The organism is Cellulomonas soli (assembly GCF_052036975.1).
Taxonomy (GTDB): domain Bacteria; phylum Actinomycetota; class Actinomycetes; order Actinomycetales; family Cellulomonadaceae; genus Cellulomonas; species Cellulomonas soli_A.
Window position 1 is genome coordinate 1 of the sequence record NZ_JBQIAR010000015.1, and the last position, 17,642, is coordinate 17,642.

General features: G+C 73.3%; 15 protein-coding genes. 3 read left to right on the top strand and 12 right to left on the bottom strand.

Annotated features, from left to right (window positions below; all coding sequences use genetic code 11):
* Nucleotides 1-180: 180 nt before the first annotated feature.
* Together pta and ACTHAM_RS14450 are read left to right on the top strand one after the other, a co-directional pair.
* Nucleotides 181-2,268, top strand: a complete 2,088-nt coding sequence (pta, locus tag ACTHAM_RS14445) for a phosphate acetyltransferase (RefSeq protein WP_440688674.1) — start codon at nucleotides 181-183, stop codon at nucleotides 2,266-2,268.
* Complete coding sequence (locus tag ACTHAM_RS14450; protein ID WP_440688676.1) at nucleotides 2,265-3,458, top strand: acetate/propionate family kinase; 1,194 nt, start codon at nucleotides 2,265-2,267, stop codon at nucleotides 3,456-3,458. Before pta ends, ACTHAM_RS14450 begins: the two co-directional genes overlap by 4 nt.
* 131 nt (nucleotides 3,459-3,589) lie before the next feature.
* Here ACTHAM_RS14450 and ACTHAM_RS14455 read toward each other — a convergent pair whose 3' ends face one another.
* The 12 genes from ACTHAM_RS14455 to ACTHAM_RS14510 form a co-directional block, all read right to left on the bottom strand.
* The gene (locus ACTHAM_RS14455) at nucleotides 3,590-5,221 is read right to left on the bottom strand and encodes a succinic semialdehyde dehydrogenase (protein WP_440688678.1); all 1,632 of its coding nucleotides are present in this window, start codon (nucleotides 5,219-5,221) and stop codon (nucleotides 3,590-3,592) included.
* Nucleotides 5,222-5,252: 31 nt separating this feature from the next.
* Complete coding sequence (locus tag ACTHAM_RS14460; RefSeq protein ID WP_440688680.1) at nucleotides 5,253-6,128, bottom strand: ABC transporter ATP-binding protein; 876 nt, start codon at nucleotides 6,126-6,128, stop codon at nucleotides 5,253-5,255.
* Nucleotides 6,125-7,195 carry a FecCD family ABC transporter permease gene (locus ACTHAM_RS14465; RefSeq protein WP_440688682.1) on the bottom strand — a complete coding sequence of 357 codons (1,071 nt, stop codon included), beginning with the start codon at nucleotides 7,193-7,195 and terminating at the stop codon, nucleotides 6,125-6,127. Before ACTHAM_RS14465 ends, ACTHAM_RS14460 begins: the two co-directional genes overlap by 4 nt.
* Nucleotides 7,192-8,247, bottom strand: a complete 1,056-nt coding sequence (locus tag ACTHAM_RS14470; protein ID WP_440688684.1) for a FecCD family ABC transporter permease — start codon at nucleotides 8,245-8,247, stop codon at nucleotides 7,192-7,194. The genes ACTHAM_RS14465 and ACTHAM_RS14470 overlap by 4 nt, the downstream gene beginning before the upstream one ends.
* Entirely contained in the window at nucleotides 8,244-9,311 is a 1,068-nt protein-coding gene (locus ACTHAM_RS14475) for an iron-siderophore ABC transporter substrate-binding protein (RefSeq protein ID WP_440688686.1), read from the bottom strand. Before ACTHAM_RS14475 ends, ACTHAM_RS14470 begins: the two co-directional genes overlap by 4 nt.
* Nucleotides 9,312-9,430: 119 nt before the next feature.
* Nucleotides 9,431-11,128, bottom strand: a complete 1,698-nt coding sequence (locus ACTHAM_RS14480; protein ID WP_440688688.1) for a phosphoenolpyruvate--protein phosphotransferase — start codon at nucleotides 11,126-11,128, stop codon at nucleotides 9,431-9,433.
* Nucleotides 11,128-11,418 (bottom strand): HPr family phosphocarrier protein, encoded by a 291-nt coding sequence (locus ACTHAM_RS14485; protein ID WP_440688690.1) that lies wholly within the window; start codon nucleotides 11,416-11,418, stop codon nucleotides 11,128-11,130. Before ACTHAM_RS14485 ends, ACTHAM_RS14480 begins: the two co-directional genes overlap by 1 nt.
* A 187-nt stretch (nucleotides 11,419-11,605) precedes the next feature.
* Nucleotides 11,606-13,141 carry a PTS fructose transporter subunit IIC gene (locus ACTHAM_RS14490; RefSeq protein WP_440688692.1) on the bottom strand — a complete coding sequence of 512 codons (1,536 nt, stop codon included), beginning with the start codon at nucleotides 13,139-13,141 and terminating at the stop codon, nucleotides 11,606-11,608.
* Nucleotides 13,138-13,593 carry a PTS sugar transporter subunit IIA gene (locus ACTHAM_RS14495; protein WP_440688694.1) on the bottom strand — a complete coding sequence of 152 codons (456 nt, stop codon included), beginning with the start codon at nucleotides 13,591-13,593 and terminating at the stop codon, nucleotides 13,138-13,140. The genes ACTHAM_RS14490 and ACTHAM_RS14495 overlap by 4 nt, the downstream gene beginning before the upstream one ends.
* Nucleotide 13,594: 1 nt before the next feature.
* Nucleotides 13,595-14,542: a 1-phosphofructokinase gene (pfkB, locus tag ACTHAM_RS14500; protein WP_440688696.1), complete on the bottom strand. Its 948-nt coding sequence runs from the start codon at nucleotides 14,540-14,542 to the stop codon at nucleotides 13,595-13,597.
* Entirely contained in the window at nucleotides 14,539-15,300 is a 762-nt protein-coding gene (locus ACTHAM_RS14505; RefSeq protein WP_440688861.1) for a DeoR/GlpR family DNA-binding transcription regulator, read from the bottom strand. Before ACTHAM_RS14505 ends, pfkB begins: the two co-directional genes overlap by 4 nt.
* A gap of 257 nt (nucleotides 15,301-15,557) precedes the next feature.
* Nucleotides 15,558-16,682, bottom strand: a complete 1,125-nt coding sequence (locus ACTHAM_RS14510) for a GuaB3 family IMP dehydrogenase-related protein (RefSeq protein WP_440688698.1) — start codon at nucleotides 16,680-16,682, stop codon at nucleotides 15,558-15,560.
* Between the two features lie 190 nt (nucleotides 16,683-16,872).
* Between ACTHAM_RS14510 and ACTHAM_RS14515 the strand changes: the two genes are divergently transcribed.
* Nucleotides 16,873-17,592 (top strand): exonuclease domain-containing protein, encoded by a 720-nt coding sequence (locus ACTHAM_RS14515; protein WP_440688700.1) that lies wholly within the window; start codon nucleotides 16,873-16,875, stop codon nucleotides 17,590-17,592.
* Nucleotides 17,593-17,642: the final 50 nt, after the last annotated feature.

The following is a 17,642-nucleotide window of genomic DNA, read 5'->3' on the forward strand; positions in this document are numbered from 1 at the left end:
GGCGCACAGCGCCTCGCCCACCTGCCGTTCCACCCCCTGACGGTCCGTCTGTGACCCGGACCACCCGGCCCGCAGCACCGACCGGCAGGACCGCACGACCTGCACGACCCGCACGGCCCGCACGACCTGCCCGCCGCGCACACCCGCACGCACATCCGCACGCACCTGGAGAAGCCCACCGTGGCCCGCAGCATCTACGTCACCTCACCCGAAGGTGACACCGGCAAGTCGACCATCGCACTCGGACTCGTGGACCTGCTCAGCCGCACGGTCCAGCGGGTCGGGGTGTTCCGCCCCGTCGCCCGCTCCACGCAGACCCGCGACTACGTCCTCGACCTGCTGCTGGACCACGACGGCGTCGACCTGACGTACGACGAGTGCATCGGCGTCACCTACGAGCAGGTGCTCGCCGACGCCGAGGGGTCGCTCGCGCAGATCGTGTCGCGGTACCACGAGGTCGAGCGCCGCTGCGACGTGGTCGTCGTGGTCGGCACGGACTACACGGACGTCGCCGGTCCGACCGAGCTGGCGTACAACGCGCGCATCGCCGCGAACCTCGGTGCGCCCGTCGTGCTCGTCGTCAACGGCCACGGCCGCACGCCCGCCACGATCCAGCAGGTCGCCGAGGTGGCCGTCGGAGAGCTGCACGCCAACCACGCGCAGGTCGTCGCGGTGGTCGCCAACCGGTGCTCGGGCTCGCAGGTCGAGCAGGTGCAGGCCGCGCTGACCGAGGGCCAGCGGATGCCCGCGTGGGCCGTCCCCGAGAGCGCGCTGCTGCAGGCCCCGACGGTGCGCCAGCTCATGGAGGCCACCGGCGGCAAGCTGTTCGCCGGCGACGAGACCCTGCTCTCGCGCGAGGTCCTGGACGTCATGGTCGGCGCCATGTCGATCGAGCACCTGCTCGACCGGCTCGCCGACGGCGCGGTCGTCATCACGCCGGGTGACCGCTCGGACGTGCTGCTCGGCCTGCTGATGGCCCACCAGGCCGAGGGGTTCGCCTCGCTGGCCGGCATCATCCTCAACGGCGGGTTCCAGCCCACCCCGACGATCGAGCGGCTCGTGATGGGCCTGGGTACGCGCCTGCCGATCATCACGACCGACCTGGGCTCGTTCCGGTCGGCGAGCGCCGCCGCCACCACGCGCGGCCGCCTGGAGAGCACCTCGCAGCGCAAGGTCGACACGGCACTGTCGCTGTTCGAGCAGCACGTCGACGGCCACGCGCTGCTCGCCGCACTGGACGTGCCGCGCATCGAGGTCGTCACGCCTCTGATGTTCGAGTACGGCCTGCTGGACCGGGCCCGTGCCGACCGCAAGCACATCGTGCTGCCCGAGGGTTCCGACGACCGGATCCTGCGCGCGGCATCCACGTTGCTGCAGCGCGGTGTGGCCCGGCTGACGATCCTGGGTGACGAGACGGCGATCCGCACGCGCGCCACCGAGCTGGGCCTGGACCTCGACGAGGCCGCTGTGCTGGACCCGCACGACCCGGCGACCCTGGAGCAGTTCGCCGAGGCGTACACGCAGATGCGCAAGCACAAGGGCATGACGGTCGAGCGGGCCCGCGAGATCGTCTCCTCGGTGTCGTACTTCGGCACGATGATGGTCCAGCTGGGCCTGGCCGACGGCATGGTCTCCGGGGCTGCGCACACCACGGCGCACACCATCAAGCCGTCGTTCGAGATCATCAAGACCGCACCGGACACCAACAGCGTCTCGAGCGTGTTCCTCATGTGCCTCGAGGACCGGGTGCTGGTCTACGGCGACTGCGCCGTGATCCCCGACCCGACCGCCGAGCAGCTGGCCGACATCGCGATCTCGTCGGCGAGCACCGCGGCGCAGTTCGGCATCGAGCCGCGCATCGCGATGCTGTCGTACTCGACGGGCGAGTCCGGCACGGGCGCTGACGTGGAGAAGGTCCGTGCGGCCACGCAGCTGGTGCGCGAGCGCCGCCCCGACCTGTCGATCGAGGGGCCGATCCAGTACGACGCGGCCGTGGACGCCTCGGTCGCCAAGACCAAGATGCCCGACTCGGCGGTCGCCGGCCGGGCCACCGTGTTCGTGTTCCCCGACCTGAACACGGGCAACAACACCTACAAGGCCGTGCAGCGCTCTGCCGGTGCCGTGGCCATCGGCCCGGTGCTGCAGGGTCTGCGCAAGCCCGTCAACGACCTGTCCCGCGGTGCCCTGGTCCAGGACATCGTCAACACCGTCGCCATCACCGCGATCCAGGCCCAGGCGCTGGACACCCCTTCGGAAGGCACCCTGTGAGCACGCTCGTCCTCGTCATCAACTCCGGCTCCTCCTCGATCAAGTACCAGCTCGTCGACGTCGACACGCACGACGCGCTGGCCACGGGCCTGGTGGAGCGCATCGGCCTCGCGGTGGGTCGCCTCAAGCACGAGGGCCCGAACGGGGAGGTCGTGCTCGAGCAGCACATCGCCGACCACGAGGCCGGTATGGCGCTCGTGCTGGCCCAGTTCGCCGAGCACGGTCCCACGCTCGACCCGGCGACGCTGACGGCCGTGGGTCACCGTGTCGTCCAGGGTGGCGACGTGTTCGACGGCCCGGCCCTGGTGGACGAGACGGTCATCGGGCAGATCGCCGACCTGGCCCCCCTGGCGCCGCTGCACAACCCGGCGAACCTGGACGGCATCCGCGCCGCGCAGGCCGCGTTCCCGCAGGTGCCGCACGTCGTGGTGTTCGACACGGCGTTCCACCGCACCCTGCCGCCCGAGGCGTACACGTACGCGATCGACCGCGAGGTGGCCAAGGAGTACCGGATCCGCCGCTACGGCGCGCACGGCACGTCGCACAAGTTCGTCTCGCGCACGGTGGCCGAGTACCTCGGCAAGGACGTCGCCGACCTCAACACCATCGTGCTGCACCTGGGCAACGGGGCGTCGGCCACGGCCGTGCGCGGCGGTCACTCGGTCGAGACGTCGATGGGTCTGACCCCGCTCGAGGGCCTGGTCATGGGCACCCGCTCGGGCGACATCGACCCGGCCGCGCTGTTCCACCTGGCGCGCCAGGGCGGCTACTCGATCGACCAGCTCGACGACCTGCTGAACCGCCGCTCCGGCATGCTCGGCCTGTGCGGGCACACCGACATGCGTGACGTGCACGACGCGGTCGCCGCGGGCGACGAGGCGACCAGCACGGCGCTGAAGGTCTACTACCACCGGATCAAGGGCTACGTCGGGCAGTACATGGCACACCTGGGTCACGTCGACGTCATCGCGTTCACGGCCGGCATCGGCGAGAACGACGACATCGTGCGCCTGGGCGCCCTGGCTGGCCTGGAGAAGTTCGGCATCGTCGTCGACCCGGAGCGCAACGCGGGCCGGAAGAAGCAGATCACGGTCATCTCGCCGGACGACGCCCCGGTGACGGTGCTCGTGGTGCCGACGAACGAGGAGCTCGAGATCGCCCGTCAGGCGGTCGAGCTGGTGCGCGGCTGACGCCTCACCGCCGCACGACGGCCCGTCCCGGAGCGATCCGGGGCGGGCCGTCGTCGTCCGGGCCGACAGTCCGGGTCGACCGTGCGGGTGAGCGGCCGGTCAGTGGCCGGTCAGTGGCGGTCAGTGGCCGGTCAGGGCAGGCGCAGGGCCTTCGAGACCCGCAGCACCTGCGTGAACACGCGCGGCCAGGTCTCTGTGCCCAGCGCGAACAGGCGGTCGAGCCCCACGGGCGGCAGCCCGAGCACGCCGTGCGCGCCGTGCTGCACCGCGACGGTCTGCAGGCGGGTCGTCTCGGCCAGCCCTTCCCGTCCGTGCCGTGACCCCATGCCGGCGGTGCCCGAACCACCCTGCGGGGCACCGACGGCAGCCCAGCTGGCCAGGTAGCCCTCGTTGACGTTGACCTGGCCCGACCGCACCCGGGCGGCCAGCCGGGCACCACGCCGGGCGTCTCGCGTCCAGATGCTCGCGTTGAGGGAGAACTCCCCCTCGTTCATCGCCGCGACGGCCTCGTCGTCGGAGGCCACGGTCTGCACGACGACCACCGGCCCGAACGTCTCCTCGTGGAACGCGCGGGCCTCGGACGGCACCTCGGTCAGGATGGTCGGTTCGTAGAAGTACGGGCCCAGGTCGGTGCGGTGCACCGCACCGGCGAGCACGGTGGCGCCGTGCCCGATCGCGTCCTCGACGTGCTCGACCACCTTGGCCAGCTGGGCGGCGGAGGTCAGCGACCCCATGTCACTGCGGTAGTCCAGGCCGGAGCCGAGCCGCAGCGCGCGGGTGTGCCGCACGAACGCCTCGAGGAACTCCTCGGCGACGTCCTCGTGCACGTACAGGCGCTCGATGGAGACGCAGATCTGCCCGGCGCCGGTGAAGCAGGCCCGCACCGCACCGCGCGCAGCGACCTCGACGTCGACGTCGGGCGCGACGTACAGCGGGTTCTTGCCGCCCAGCTCGAGGGTGACCGGGACGAGCGCCTGGCCGGCCTGCTCGGCCACGACCCGGCCCGCGGCGGTCGAACCGGTGAAGCTGAGGTGGTCGACCTGGTCGACGAGCATGGGCGCGAGCACGCGTCCGTCGTTGACGACGACCTGCAGCAGGCCGTCGGGCAGGCCTGCGTCCTCGAGCAGCTCGGCGGCCCACAGCGCGGTCAGCGCGGTCTGCGGGTCGGGGCGCAGGATCACCGCGTTACCGGCCACGAGTGCGGGCAGCACGTCGCCGAGCGTGAGCGTCAGCGGGAAGTTCCAGGGGGCGATGATGCCGACGACGCCCAGCGGCCGGCGGTGCACACGCACCGACGACAGGCCCGGCAGCAGGCCGGGTTCGCGGCGGGACGCCAGGTAACGGCCGGCGCGGGCCGCATAGTGGCGGGCCACGAGCGCGATGTCGCCGACCTCCTCGAACGCCGAGACCCTCGACTTGCCCGTCTCGAGCTGGATGAGGTCCAGCACGTCGCTCTGCCGTTCGAGCAGCAGGTCGTGCAGCCGGCGCAGCACCGCCGTGCGGGCGCGCACGGGGGTGGCCGCCCACCGTCGCTGCGCGGCACGTGCGGCGGACGCGGCCCGTTCGACGTCGGCCGGGGTCGACAGCGGCACGGCGGCGATCGGTGCACCGGTGAACGGGGCGTACGACGTGTGGTGCGCGGCACCGGGCGAGCTGACCACGCGCGCGAGCAACGTGCGCACGTCGTCGGGCTCGAGCACGTAGGTGGCCAGGGGGTCGGTCTCGGGGTCGTGCAGCTGCGCGTGTCCGGGGTCGTGCACCATGGCGGTCAGGGTACGCCCGGGTTGTGGCGGTTCACCCGTGGGCGGGCCGGACGGGGGCGCCGTGGTGCCGTCCGATCGGGACCACCAGCGGTGTCCCCGACACCGGGTCGGGCACCACCTGGGCGGCCAGGCCGAACACCTGCGAGACCAGCGCGGGGGTGATGACGTCCCTCGGCGCGCCCTGCACCACGAGGCGGCCGTCGCGCAGCGCCACCAGGTGGTCGGTGTACCGACTGGCCAGGTTCAGGTCGTGCAGCACGAGCACGATGGTGGTGCCGCGCGACCGGTTGAGGTCGGTGAGCAGGTCGAGCACCTCGACCTGGTGACTGACGTCCAGGAACGTGGTGGGCTCGTCCAGCAGCAGGACCTCGGTCTGCTGGGCCAGGGCCATCGCGATCCAGACCCGCTGCCGCTGCCCGCCGGACAGCTCGTCGACGGGTCGGTCGGCCAGGTCCAGGGTGTCCGTGGCGCGCAGCGCCTCCTCGACCGCGGCGTCGTCCTCACGCGTCCACCGACGGAACCAGCCCTGGTGCGGGTACCTGCCGCGGCCCACCAGGTCGGCGACCGCGATGCCTTCGGGGCTGACGGGCGACTGCGGCAGCAGCCCGAGCACGGTGGCGACCTCACGGGACGGGATCGCGTCGATCGGGGTGCCGTCGAGCAGGACCGAACCGGAACGCACCCGCAGCAGCCGTGCCATGGCGCGCAGCAGCGTGGACTTCCCGCACGCGTTCGCGCCGACGATCGTGGTGATCCGGCCGCTGGGCACCTCGAGCGTCATGTCCTGCACGACGAGGCGGTCCTCGTAGCCGATGCTCGCGCCGTGCACCGCGAGGGTGTGCGTGGTGGCCGGCCGGGACGCGTCGGTGGTCACCTCACGGGTGCTGCGGGTCGTCGTGTCGGTCACAGACTGCCTCCGGTGCGGTTGGTCCTGGCCAGCAGCCAGATCAGGTACGGGGCGCCCAGCACGCCGGTGACGACGCCGACGGGGAACCGTGTCGGCAGCAGGTGCTGGCCGATCAGGTCACCGAGCAGCACCAGCAGGGCACCGACGAGCGCGGCGGGGACCAGCGGCGAACCGGTGCCGCGGACCAGGCGGTGCGCGATGGGTCCGGACAGGAACGCGACGAACGCGATCGGGCCGGTGGCGGCGGTCGCCACGGCGATCAGGGCCACGGCGACGACGAGCAGGGCCAGCCGCGCGCGGTGCGGTCGGACTCCCAGACCTGCGGCGGCGTCGTCACCGAGCTGGAGGGCCTCCAGGCGTCGCGAGAGGACCAGCAGCACCGGCACCAGCACGGCGGTCGCAGCGGCCAGCGGCCCGACGCCGTCCCAGAACGCCGAGTTCAGCGAGCCGGTCAACCAGCGCAGCGCCTCGGTGGCCTGGTAGACCTGCGTGCGCGTCATGGCGTACGAGATCACCGAGTCGAGCATGGCGCCGACGGCGATGCCGGTCAGCACCAGGCGGGCGCCGTGCACGCCGCGCTGCCAGGACAGCAGGTAGATGACCCCGGCGACGACGAGGCCGCCGATCACGGCCAGCACCGACAGCGTGGGGCCGGAGAGGCCGAACATCGTGATGGCGATGACCGCGACGGCGCTGGACCCGGCGGAGATGCCGATGATGTCGGGGCTGGCGAGCGGGTTGCGCAGCATGGTCTGGAACACGACACCGCCCATCCCGAACGCGAGCCCGGCGAGCAGACCGGTGAGCGCCCGGGGCAGGCGGAGCACGGTCACGTTGAACGACACCCCCGGGACCTGCTGGCCGAGCAGCGCCCGGACCACCTCGACCGGGGAGTCCCAGCGTTCACCGAGGCACAGCGAGAGCAGCAGCGCGCCGAGCACGGCGAGCAGCAGGGTGACGATGACGGTGCGTCGACGCCGGGTACGGGCACGTCGGCCCGCGCCGATCTGCACACCGCCTGCTGCGCCGACCAGGGGCCGGTCGATGACGTCCGTCGGCGCGCTCACAGGTCACGCACCTTCTGCCGACGCAGGATGATCAGGAACACGGGTGCCCCGATGAGGGCAGTCACGATGCCGACCTCGATCTCCTGCGGCCGGGCCACCAGCCGACCGATCACGTCGGCCACGAGCAGCAGGGCTGCGCCGAGGGCCGCGGAGTACGGCAGCAGCCAGCGGTGGTCGGGGCCGGTGAACCGTCGCGCGGCGTGGGGCACGACGAGGCCGACGAACCCGATGGGACCGGCGATCGCGACGGCCGCACCGCACAGCAGGACGGCGGCGAGCGCGCCGAGCGCCCGGACCCGGCCGATGCGCTGACCCAGGCCCGTGGCCACCTCGTCGCCGAGTGCGATGGCGTCCATGCCGCGGGCGCACGCCACGGTGAGCACTGCCCCGACCAGCAGGAACGGGAGCACCTGCCCGATCTCGCCGAGCGATGCGCGCCCGATCGAGCCGACCTGCCAGAACCGGAACGTGTCGTACACGTCGGTGCGGGTGAGCAGCACCATCGAGATCATCGAGACGAGGGCGGCACTGGTCGCAGCGCCGGCGAGCGCGAGCTTGAGCGGTGTGGCGCCTTCCCGTCCGATCGACCCGACGGCGTAGACCAGGGCGGCGGCGAGGGCGGCTCCGAGGAACGCCAGCCAGATGTACTGCGTGAGGTGGGCGACGCCCAGCCAGGCGATGCCGCAGACGACCGCGAACGACGCCCCCGAGCTGACGCCGAGCAGACCGGGGTCGGCGAGCGGGTTGCGCGTCAGGCCCTGCATGACGGCACCGGCCAGGCCGAGCGCGGCACCGACGAGCGCCCCGAGCAGGGTGCGCGTGACCCGCGAGTGGACGGCCGCCTGCGCGATGTCGTCGAGGTCGGGGTGCAGCACGCCGGCGACGACGTCGGGCCAGGCGACCACCCGCGAGCCGAAGGCCAGCGAGGCGAGGCACGCCAGCAGCACGGCGGCCACGCACACGGCGAGACCGGTCGCATGGCGACGACGCAGCGGCACCGGCCGCCCCCGCGTGGGGGCGGCCGGTGTGCCGGTCAGGACGGTCGTGCTCACCCGACGTGCTCAGCGGCGGCCTGGAACAGGTCGAGGTAGTCGTCGAGGACGTACGGGACCGACAGCACGGTCGGGCCGGAGGTCGCCGCGGAGATCGGCGCGGAGTTCGGCATGACGACCACGGAGCCGCGGGCGACGGCGGGGATCTTGCTGATCAGCGGGTCGGCCTGCAGCGTGGCCAGCGTGGTGTCGTCGCCGTAGATGACCAGGATGTCGACGTCGGAGAGGGTGTCGGCGTTCTCGGCGGACAGGCTCACGTAGAACTGGTCGGTGTCGGCGGCGAGCTTCTCCACCGAGGGGGCGTCGACCATGCCCAGGTCGCTGAGCAGCTGCACGCGGGCGTCGAGCGGGGTGTAGATGCCGACGGTGCTGGTGTCGGCGGGGTCGATCCAGCCGTAGGCCACGGTCTTGCCCTCGACGTCGGGCCGCTCGGCCAGCGCGTCGTCGATCTGCGCGAGCACGTCGTCGACCAGGGTCTGCGCCTCGTCCTTCAGGCCGAGCGCCTCACCGTCGATGAGGGCCATGTCCTTCCAGGAGGTGCCCCAGGCGAACTCGGGGTACGAGACGGTGGGCGCGATCTGGGAGAGCGTCGTGTAGTCCTCCTCCGTGAGCCCGGAGTAGGCGGCCAGGACGACGTCGGGCTCGGTGTTCGCGACCTGCTCGAACGGGATGCCGTCGGTCTCGTCGAAGAGCGCGGGCAGCTTGTCGCCGGTGGCACCGAGCTCCTCGAGCGCGGCGTAGGTCCACGGCAGGACGCCGTCGCCGTCGTCGTCGCCGTAGGTGCTCTGCTGGATGCCGACGGGGACGATGCCCAGCGCGATCGGCACGTCGTGGTTGCCCCAGTTGACGGTGGCCACACGCTCGGGCTGGGACTCGATGGTCGTCTCGCCGAACGTGTTGACCAGGGTGACGGGGAACGAGCTGGAGCCGGCCGCGACCGCCGCGGGAGTGGTGGCCGCGTCGCCTGTCGCGCCGCCCGCCGAGCTGCACGCGGTGAGCGCGAGCCCGGCGGCGACGACCGCGGCGACGCGTGCCAGGTGGCGCTGGACGGTGGAGTGAGGCATGGGGGTCCCCTCGAGATGGGCCGGAGCACGTGCTTAGGACAGGCTTACCTTAAGCCATGTCCGCACGTGCTCGAGCCCGCCTGCGACCCCCGTCGACCCAGCTGACCCCGCCGACCCCGCTACAGCGCGAGCGCCGCCACCAGCGCCGGATCCACCAGCGCCAGCACCGCCTCCCGGGCCTCGCCCGCCGAGCCCGCCGCCAGCGCCCGCTCCGCGGCCGACCGGCACGTCTCCAGCGAGTGGCGCCGAAGCATGTGCCGCACCGCCGGCAACGCGCCCGCCGACATCGACAGGCTGGTGATGCCCAGGCCGGTCAGGACCAGTGCCATGAGCGGGTCGGCGGCGGACTCCCCGCACACCCCCACCGGCTTGCCCAGCTCGACGCCCGCACGGGCGGTGGCCGCGACGAGGTCCAGCACGGCGGGCTGCCAGGGGTCCAGCAGGTCGGCCAGCTCACCACGCAACCGGTCGGTGGCCATCGTGTACTGGGCCAGGTCGTTGGTGCCCAACGAGACGAAGTCCACCTCGGCCAGGATCTCCCGGGCACGCAACGCCGCCGCGGGCACCTCCACCATCACCCCGACGGTCGCGATGCCATGCGCACGGGCCGCCTCCGCGAACGCGCGCGCCTCGGCGGGTGTCGCGATCATCGGCGCCATCACCCACGGGGTCGTCGCCGTGAGCTCCTGCGCGCGTGCCAGCGCCGCCAGCTGCGTGTCGAGCAGGTCCGGCAGGGTGCGGACCAGGCGGTAGCCGCGCACGCCCAGCGCCGGGTTCTCCTCGTCGGCCTGCGTCGCGAACGCCAACGGCTTGTCGGCCCCGGCGTCCAGCGTGCGCACCACGACCTTGCGGTCACCGAACGCACGCAGCACCCGCGCGTACGTCTCGGACTGCTCGTCGAGGCTCGGCGCCGTGGCACGCCCGAGGAACAGGACCTCGGTGCGGAACAGCCCCACACCCTCGACACCGGGCGCGGCGACACGCTCGGCGTCCTCCGCCGTACCGATGTTGGCCAGCAGCATCACCGGGTGCGCGTCCGCGGTGCCGCCCGGTGCCGTGTCCGCGGCCAGCTCGCGGTCCACGGCGGCCCGGTCGGCCAGCATGCTCCGCAGGGCCTGGTCGGGTTCGACGGTCACGGTCCCCGCCGCCGCGTCGACCGCGACCACGGTGCCCGGCGGCACGTCCGTCGCACCGGCCACGCGCACCAGGCACGGCAGTCCCAGCTGCCCGGCGATGATCGCCGTGTGGCCGGTCGGCCCACCCAGCTCGGTGACGATCGCCAGCACGTTGTCCAGGTCGAGCGCCGCGGTGTCGGCCGGCGCCAGGTCACGGGCCACGACGACAGACGGCTCGTGCAGCTCGGGCACCCCGGGCGCAGGCAGGCCCAGCACCCGCGCGACGACCCTGTCCCGCACCGAGTGCAGGTCCGTGACCCGCTCGGCCAGGTATCCCCCGGCCTGCTCGAACATCGCCGCGAACGTCGCCACGACCGTGTCGATCGCCCCGACGACGGGCTCCCCCGCGTCCAGGCGGGTGAGCACCCCCGAGCGCAGCGCACGGTCGTCGGCCATCTGCGCGGTCGCGGCCAGCACGTCACGCACCGTGCCCTCGGCCCGCTCGGCCTGGGCCCGCAGACCGTCGGCGACCTCGCCGAACGACCGCTCGACCAGCGCCCGCACGGTTGCCGCATCCGCCGGCGCACCATCGACGAGCACCGGGGCGTCAGCCGGCACGGTCGGCGCGGGCGTCACCTGCGCCACCGGCCCGACAGCCCCGCGCCGACCGACCCCGACCCCCTGTAGGACGGACTGGACCATCACGCACCACCCGCAGGGGCGTCGGCCGCGTCGAGGTCGGTGGCCAGCAGCGTGACCAGACCGTCGAGGGCCGCCTCGGCGCCCTCTCCCTCCGCGGCCAGGGTGACCTCCTCGCCGTGCGGGACACCCAGGCCCATGACGAACAGGATGCTCGCCGCGTCGACCGGGTCGCCGCCCGGACGCGCGATCGTGACGGGCAGCCCGGTGGCCGCGGCCGCCTGCGCGAAGAGCATGGCGGGACGGGCGTGCAGGCCCACCCGGGAGGCGACGACGACGGTGCGCTGAGCCATGGGAGAGGTCCGTTCTACGAGGGTGCCCCGGGCGCGGCCCGGAGGACGGGGTGGATCGACGAGCAGGTGGGTCAAGGACGACGAGGTGGAGCTCCAGCTGAGGCCGCCGTGACCCCGGGGCAGCGGCGCCCCGGGGTCACGGCAGGTCGTGCGTGGTCCTGCAGGCACGCGGTGCCGTGGTGTCCGGTCAGGCCGGGCGGGCCACCAGCAACGACTCACCGGCGGCGGCCGCGTCGGCCTCCCGCTCAGCCTGCACCAGCGGGTTGGTTCGCGCGCTCTTGAGCACGATGACCAGCAGCCCGCTGACGACCATCCCCACCGCCACGCAGCCGATGAAGGCGAACGGGTTGGAGATGAGCGGGGCGACCCAGATGCCACCGTGCGGGGCACGCAGGCCCGAGCCGACAGCCATCACGAGCGCACCGGTCACGCTGGAACCGACCACGGAGGACACGATCACGCGCCACGGGTCGGCCGCGGCGAACGGGATGGCCCCCTCGGAGATGAACGACAGACCCAGCAGCCAGGCGGCCTTGCCGTTCTCCTGCTCGGCGTGCGTGAACAGGTTCTTGCGGACGGTGGAGGCGAACGCCATGGCCAGCGGGGCGACCATGCCGGCAGCCATGACGGCGGCCATGATCTGGTACTGCACGGCGTCGGCCGCCAGGCCCTCGGTCGCCAGACCCGTCACGGCGAACGTGTAGGCGACCTTGTTGATCGGGCCACCGAGGTCGAAGCCCATCATCGCGCCGAGCAGGGCGCCCATGAGCAGCAGGTTCGCGCCGGACAGGCCGTTCAGCCAGCTGGTCAGACCCTCCATGGCCGAGGCGATGGGCTGGCCGATGAGCACGATCATGACGAACCCGACGATCGCGGACGACAGCAGCGGGACGACCACGACGGGCATCACGCCGCGCACACCCTTCGGCACACGCCACCGGCTGATCCACAGCGCCAGGAACCCGGCCAGGAAGCCGGTGACCAGACCGCCGAGGAACCCGGCGCCGACGGCCACCGAGATGGCGCCGCCGACGAACCCGGGCACCAGACCCGGCCGGTCGGCGATGCCGTAGGCGATGAACCCGGACAGCACCGGCACCAGGAACCCGAAGGCCACGGCGCCCGTCTGGAACAGGAGTACCGCCCAGTCCTGACCGGACATCACGTTGAAGTTGGCCAGCAGGTCCGCCAGCGGCACGCCGGTCACCGCGACGACGCCCTCGTCACCGGGCCAGGCGAACGCGGCCACCATGAACCCGAGCGCGATGAGGATGCCGCCCGCGGCGACGAACGGGATCATGTACGACACGCCGGTCATGAGCCACTGCCGCACCCGGGTGGCCACCGAGGCGTTCGGGTCGACCTTCGTGGCGGGGCCCGCACCGGGGGTCGCCACCGGCGAGGCGGCCACGACGCCGGACTCCACGGCCGCGACGGCCTGGGCGATGACACCGGCCGCGTCGTGCACGGCCTTCTTCACGCCGACGTCGACCGACGGCTTGCCGGCGAACCGGTCGCGGTCCTTGACCTCCAGGTCGGCGGCGTAGATGACGCCGTCCGCCTCGGCGATGACCTGCGGGTCGATCGGCGTGGAGCCTGCGGCCCCCTGCGTCTCGACGGTGACCGTGTGCCCGGCGGCCTTGCCGGCCTGCTCCAGGGCCTCGGCGGCCATGTAGGTGTGGGCGATCCCCGTGGGGCACGAGGTGACTGCGACGAACTTCATGAGGGGACGACCTCTCGGGTGATGATGTCGGCGACGGTGCCGGCATCGGGGGCGTCGTGCAGGGCGGTGCGGAAGGACTCGTGGACGAGCCGCCGGGCGAGGGCGGCCAGGATCTGCAGGTGGTCGGCGTCGCCGGCGCTGGGCGCCGCGATGAGGAAGACCAGCGTCGCGGGACCGTCGGGGGCGCCGAAGTCGACACCGGCGGGAACCTTGGCCACGGCCAGGCTCGGCACGGTGACGTACGCCGAGCGGGCGTGCGGCAGCCCGATACCGCCGGGCATGCCGGTGGCCATCTGCGCCTCGCGGGCACGCACGTCGGCGTGGAACCCGTCGGCGTCGGTCACGCGGCCGGCGGCGACGAGCAGGTCGATGAGCTGACGGGTCGCGTCGTCGCGGTCCGTGGCGACCAGGTCGACGGCGACCAGGTCCGGGGTGATGAGGGCGGAGGTCACGTCACAGCTCCTTCAGTGCGACTCGGGTGTCGGGTTCGGTGACGACGCGGACGTCGTCGAGGTGGATGTCGGACGGTGCGGGTGCGGCCGTCCCAGGGAGCAGGACTGCGGCGCGCCCCCAGGCGACGGCGCGGCGCAGGCGGTCGGCGGGGTCGCCGTCGGCGGCGAGGTAGCCGGCGAGCGTGGAGTCCCCTGCGCCGACCGTGGACAACGGGACCAGCGGGTCGCCACCGGCCCACCAGGTGTGATCGGCGTGCACGAGCAGCGCGCCGTGCGCACCGAGGCTGACCAGCACGGTGCGGGTGCCTGCGGCGATGACCTGCCGTGCGGCGTCGACGACGTCGCCGACGGTGTGCAGCGGGTGGCCGACCAGCTCGGCGAGCTCGTCGTCGTTGGGCTTGACCAGCTCGAGGCCACCGGCCCGGACCGCGGCGATGAACGGAGCCCCCGAGGAGTCGAGCACGAGCGGGACACCGTGCCGCCGGGCCACCTGGGCCAGGCGCACGTAGAAGTCCGCCCCGGCGCCAGCCGGCAGGCTGCCCGCACCGACCAGGTGGTCGGCCCCGGCCGTGAGCTGCTGCTCGACGGCGTCCAGGAGCGCCTCGCCCTCGGCCGAGGTGAGCGTGGGTCCGGGGGCGTTGACCTTGGTGGTCGTGCCGTCGCGCTCGACGAGCGTGAGGTTGGAGCGGGTGTCGCCCGAGGTCGGCACGGCCACGGCGGGCACGTCGTGCTCGGCGAGCAGGGCCACCAGGCGCGTCCCGTCGGTGCCACCGGCGGGCAGCACGGCGATCGAGGCGACGCCGTGCCGGACCAGCGCGCGCGAGACGTTGATGCCCTTGCCACCGGCGTGCACGTGGGCGGCCACCGCGCGGTTGACCTCGCCGACCTCGAGACGCTCCACGTCGAGCGCCCGGTCGAGGCTGGGGTTGGGGGTCAGCGTGACGATCATGCGCGCACCACCCTCGGTCCAGCCGCCTCGAGCTCGTCGGCGAGCTCGGGGTCGACACCGGAGTCGGTGACGATGGTGTCGATCCGCGACAGCGGCGCCACCAGGGCGAGGTCGACGCGTCCGATCTTGGTGTGGTCGGTCAGCACGACGGTGCGCCGCGCGGCGTCCACGAGCGCGCGCTTGACGGCCGCCTCGGCCAGGTCGGGGGTGGTCACCCCTCGTTCGACGCTGAGGCCGTTGGCACCGAGGAACGCCACGTCGGCGTGGATCTCGGCCAGCTCGCGCAGCGCCCAGGAGCCGACGGCGGCCAGGGTCCGGCCGCGGACGGTCCCGCCGACCAGGTGGAGCGTGATGCCGGGTCGCGTCGCGAGCACCGTGGCGACGGGCAGGGCATGCGTCACGACGGTCAGCTCACGGTCGGTCGGCAGCATCTCGGCGAGCCGCACCGTGGTGGTCCCTGCGTCGAGGATCACGGCGCCGCCGTCGGGCAGCTCGTCGAGCGCGGCCTTGGCGATGCGCTCCTTCTCGCCGGCGAGCAGTCCCTCGCGGTCGGCGAGCCCGGGCTCGAAGCCGAGCCGCTCGACGGGGATCGCCCCGCCGTGCACGCGCCGCACGAGGCCGTGCCGCTCGAGCGCGGTGAGGTCGCGGCGGATCGTCTCGGGGGTGACGTCGAGCTCCTGCGCGAGCGAGGCGACGTCGACCCGACCCTCGGCCCTCGCCCTGGCGAGGATCTGCTGGTGCCGCTCCGGTGCGTACACGTCCGACTCCGTCGTCTTCGTCTGGTCCACGGTGGCCGGACGAGCGCCGGCGCCTGGTACCAGGATCCGCGCGCGCACAGGCGATGTCAAGCGATACGGGCAGAACCAAAGCCAAACGGATGTCTGCCCAGGTGAGCGAACCGCAGCGACCCGGACATCGGCGGACGCACCCCCGGTGCCGACCCGGACGAGCCCGGGCACGACGACGCCCGGGGCCCCGCCGAAGCGGGGACACCCGGGCGTCGGGAAAGCGACTGCTACTGCGGCTGGTACGGCGAGACGACGACCTCGACCCGCTGGAACTCCTTGAGGTCCGAGTAGCCCGTGGTCGCCATGGCACGGCGCAGCGCCCCGACCAGGTTGAGCGTGCCGTCCGCCGTGTGACCGGGGCCGAACAGGATCTGCTCGAGCGTGCCCGCCGTGCCCACCTCGACCCGCTCGCCCCGCGGCAGCTGCGGGTGGTGCGCCTCCGGCCCCCAGTGCCAGCCACGGCCCGGCGCCTCCGCGGCACGCGCCAGGGCCGCGCCGAGCATCACCGCATCCGCACCGCACGCCACGGCCTTCACCAGGTCGCCCGAACGCCCGACACCGCCGTCGGCGATCACGTGCACGTAACGACCGCCCGACTCGTCCAGGTAGTCCCGACGGGCCGCCGCGACGTCCGCCACCGCGGTGGCCATCGGCGCGTGGATGCCCAACGACGTCCGCGTCGTGTGCGCCGCACCGCCGCCGAACCCGACCAGCACACCGGCCGCGCCCGTGCGCATGAGGTGCAGCGCGGCGGTGTACGTCGAGGCGCCACCGACGATGACCGGCACGTCCAGCTCGTAGATGAAGCGCTTGAGGTTCAGCGGCTCGGCCCTGCCCGACACGTGCTCGGCGGACACCGTGGTGCCGCGGATGACGAACAGGTCGACCCCCGCGTCCACGACCGTGCGCCACAGCTCCTGCGTGCGCTGCGGCGAGAGCGCCCCGGCCACGGTCACGCCGGCCGCACGCACCTCCTGCAACCGGGCGGTGATCAGCTCCGGCTGGATCGGGGCGGAGTAGATCTCCTGCATCCGCGCCGTCGCCCGGGTCGGGTCCAGCGCCGAGATCTCCGCGAGCAGCGGCGTGGGGTCCTCGTACCGTGTCCACAGCCCCTCGAGGTCGAGCACCCCCAACCCTCCGGCGCGACCCAGCGCGACCGCGGTCTCCGGGCTCACGACCGAGTCCATCGGCGCCGACAGCACCGGCAGGTCGAAGTGGTACGCGTCGATCTGCCAGCCGACCGAGACCTCCTCCGGGTCGCGGGTACGCCGCGAGGGCACCACCGCGATGTCGTCGAAGGAGTAGGCCCGCCGTCCGCGCTTGCCGCGGCCGATCTCGATCTCGTTGCTCACCGCCCCAGGCTACCGGCGCCCGGCGGCACCCCGTGCGGCCCACCGGCCCGCCACGCGGGCCCACCTGCGCCCTCGTGTCGCACCCCGGTGCCATGCTGACGCCGGACATCACGGACATGGACGTCGGGGCGGGTCGGCTGCGGCCGACAGCGGCCCGGACGGATCGGCTGCGACGGAGGACGAGTCACCGATGAGCTGGAGCGACGGGCCGCTGCTGGGTTTCGACACCGAGACCACCGGCGTCGACGTCGACACCGACCGGATCGTCACCGCCGCCCTGGTCCGTCGCGACGCCACGGGAACGCACGTGCGCACCTGGCTCATCGACCCCGGCGTGGAGATCCCCGAGGCCGCCTCGGCCATCCACGGCATCAGCACGGCGCACGCCCGTGAGCACGGCGTCGCCCCGGCAGGCGCCCTCGAGGAGATCGCCGCCGTCCTCGCCGACGCCCTCCGCGCCCGCACGCCGGTGGTCGCCTACAACGCCTCGTTCGACCTGCGGCTCCTGGACGCCGAGCTGCGGCGGCACGGCCTGCCCACCTTGCCCGACCGGCTCGGCGGCGAGCCGCGCCCCGTCGTCGACCCACTCGTCCTCGACCGCGCCGAGGACCCGTACCGCAAGGGCCCGCGCAAGCTGGTCGACCTGTGCGGCCTGTACGGGGTCGTCGAGCAGGGCACGCTGCACAGCGCCGACGTGGACGTCGTGGCCACCCTCGACGTGCTCGAGCGGATCGTCGCCCGGTTCGGGCACCTGAGCGCGCTGGACGTCGACGCGCTGCACGAGCACCAGGTCGGCGCCCACCGCAGCTGGGCCGAGAACTTCAACGCCTGGCGGGCCGGCAAGGGGCTCGAGGGCCCCGGCGCCGAGACCGTGTGGCCCGTCCGGGAGCCCGTCGGCACCCTGTGGTGACCGAGGCCGACCGGGTGCCGACCGCCCAGGTGCCGACCGAACTGCCGGGT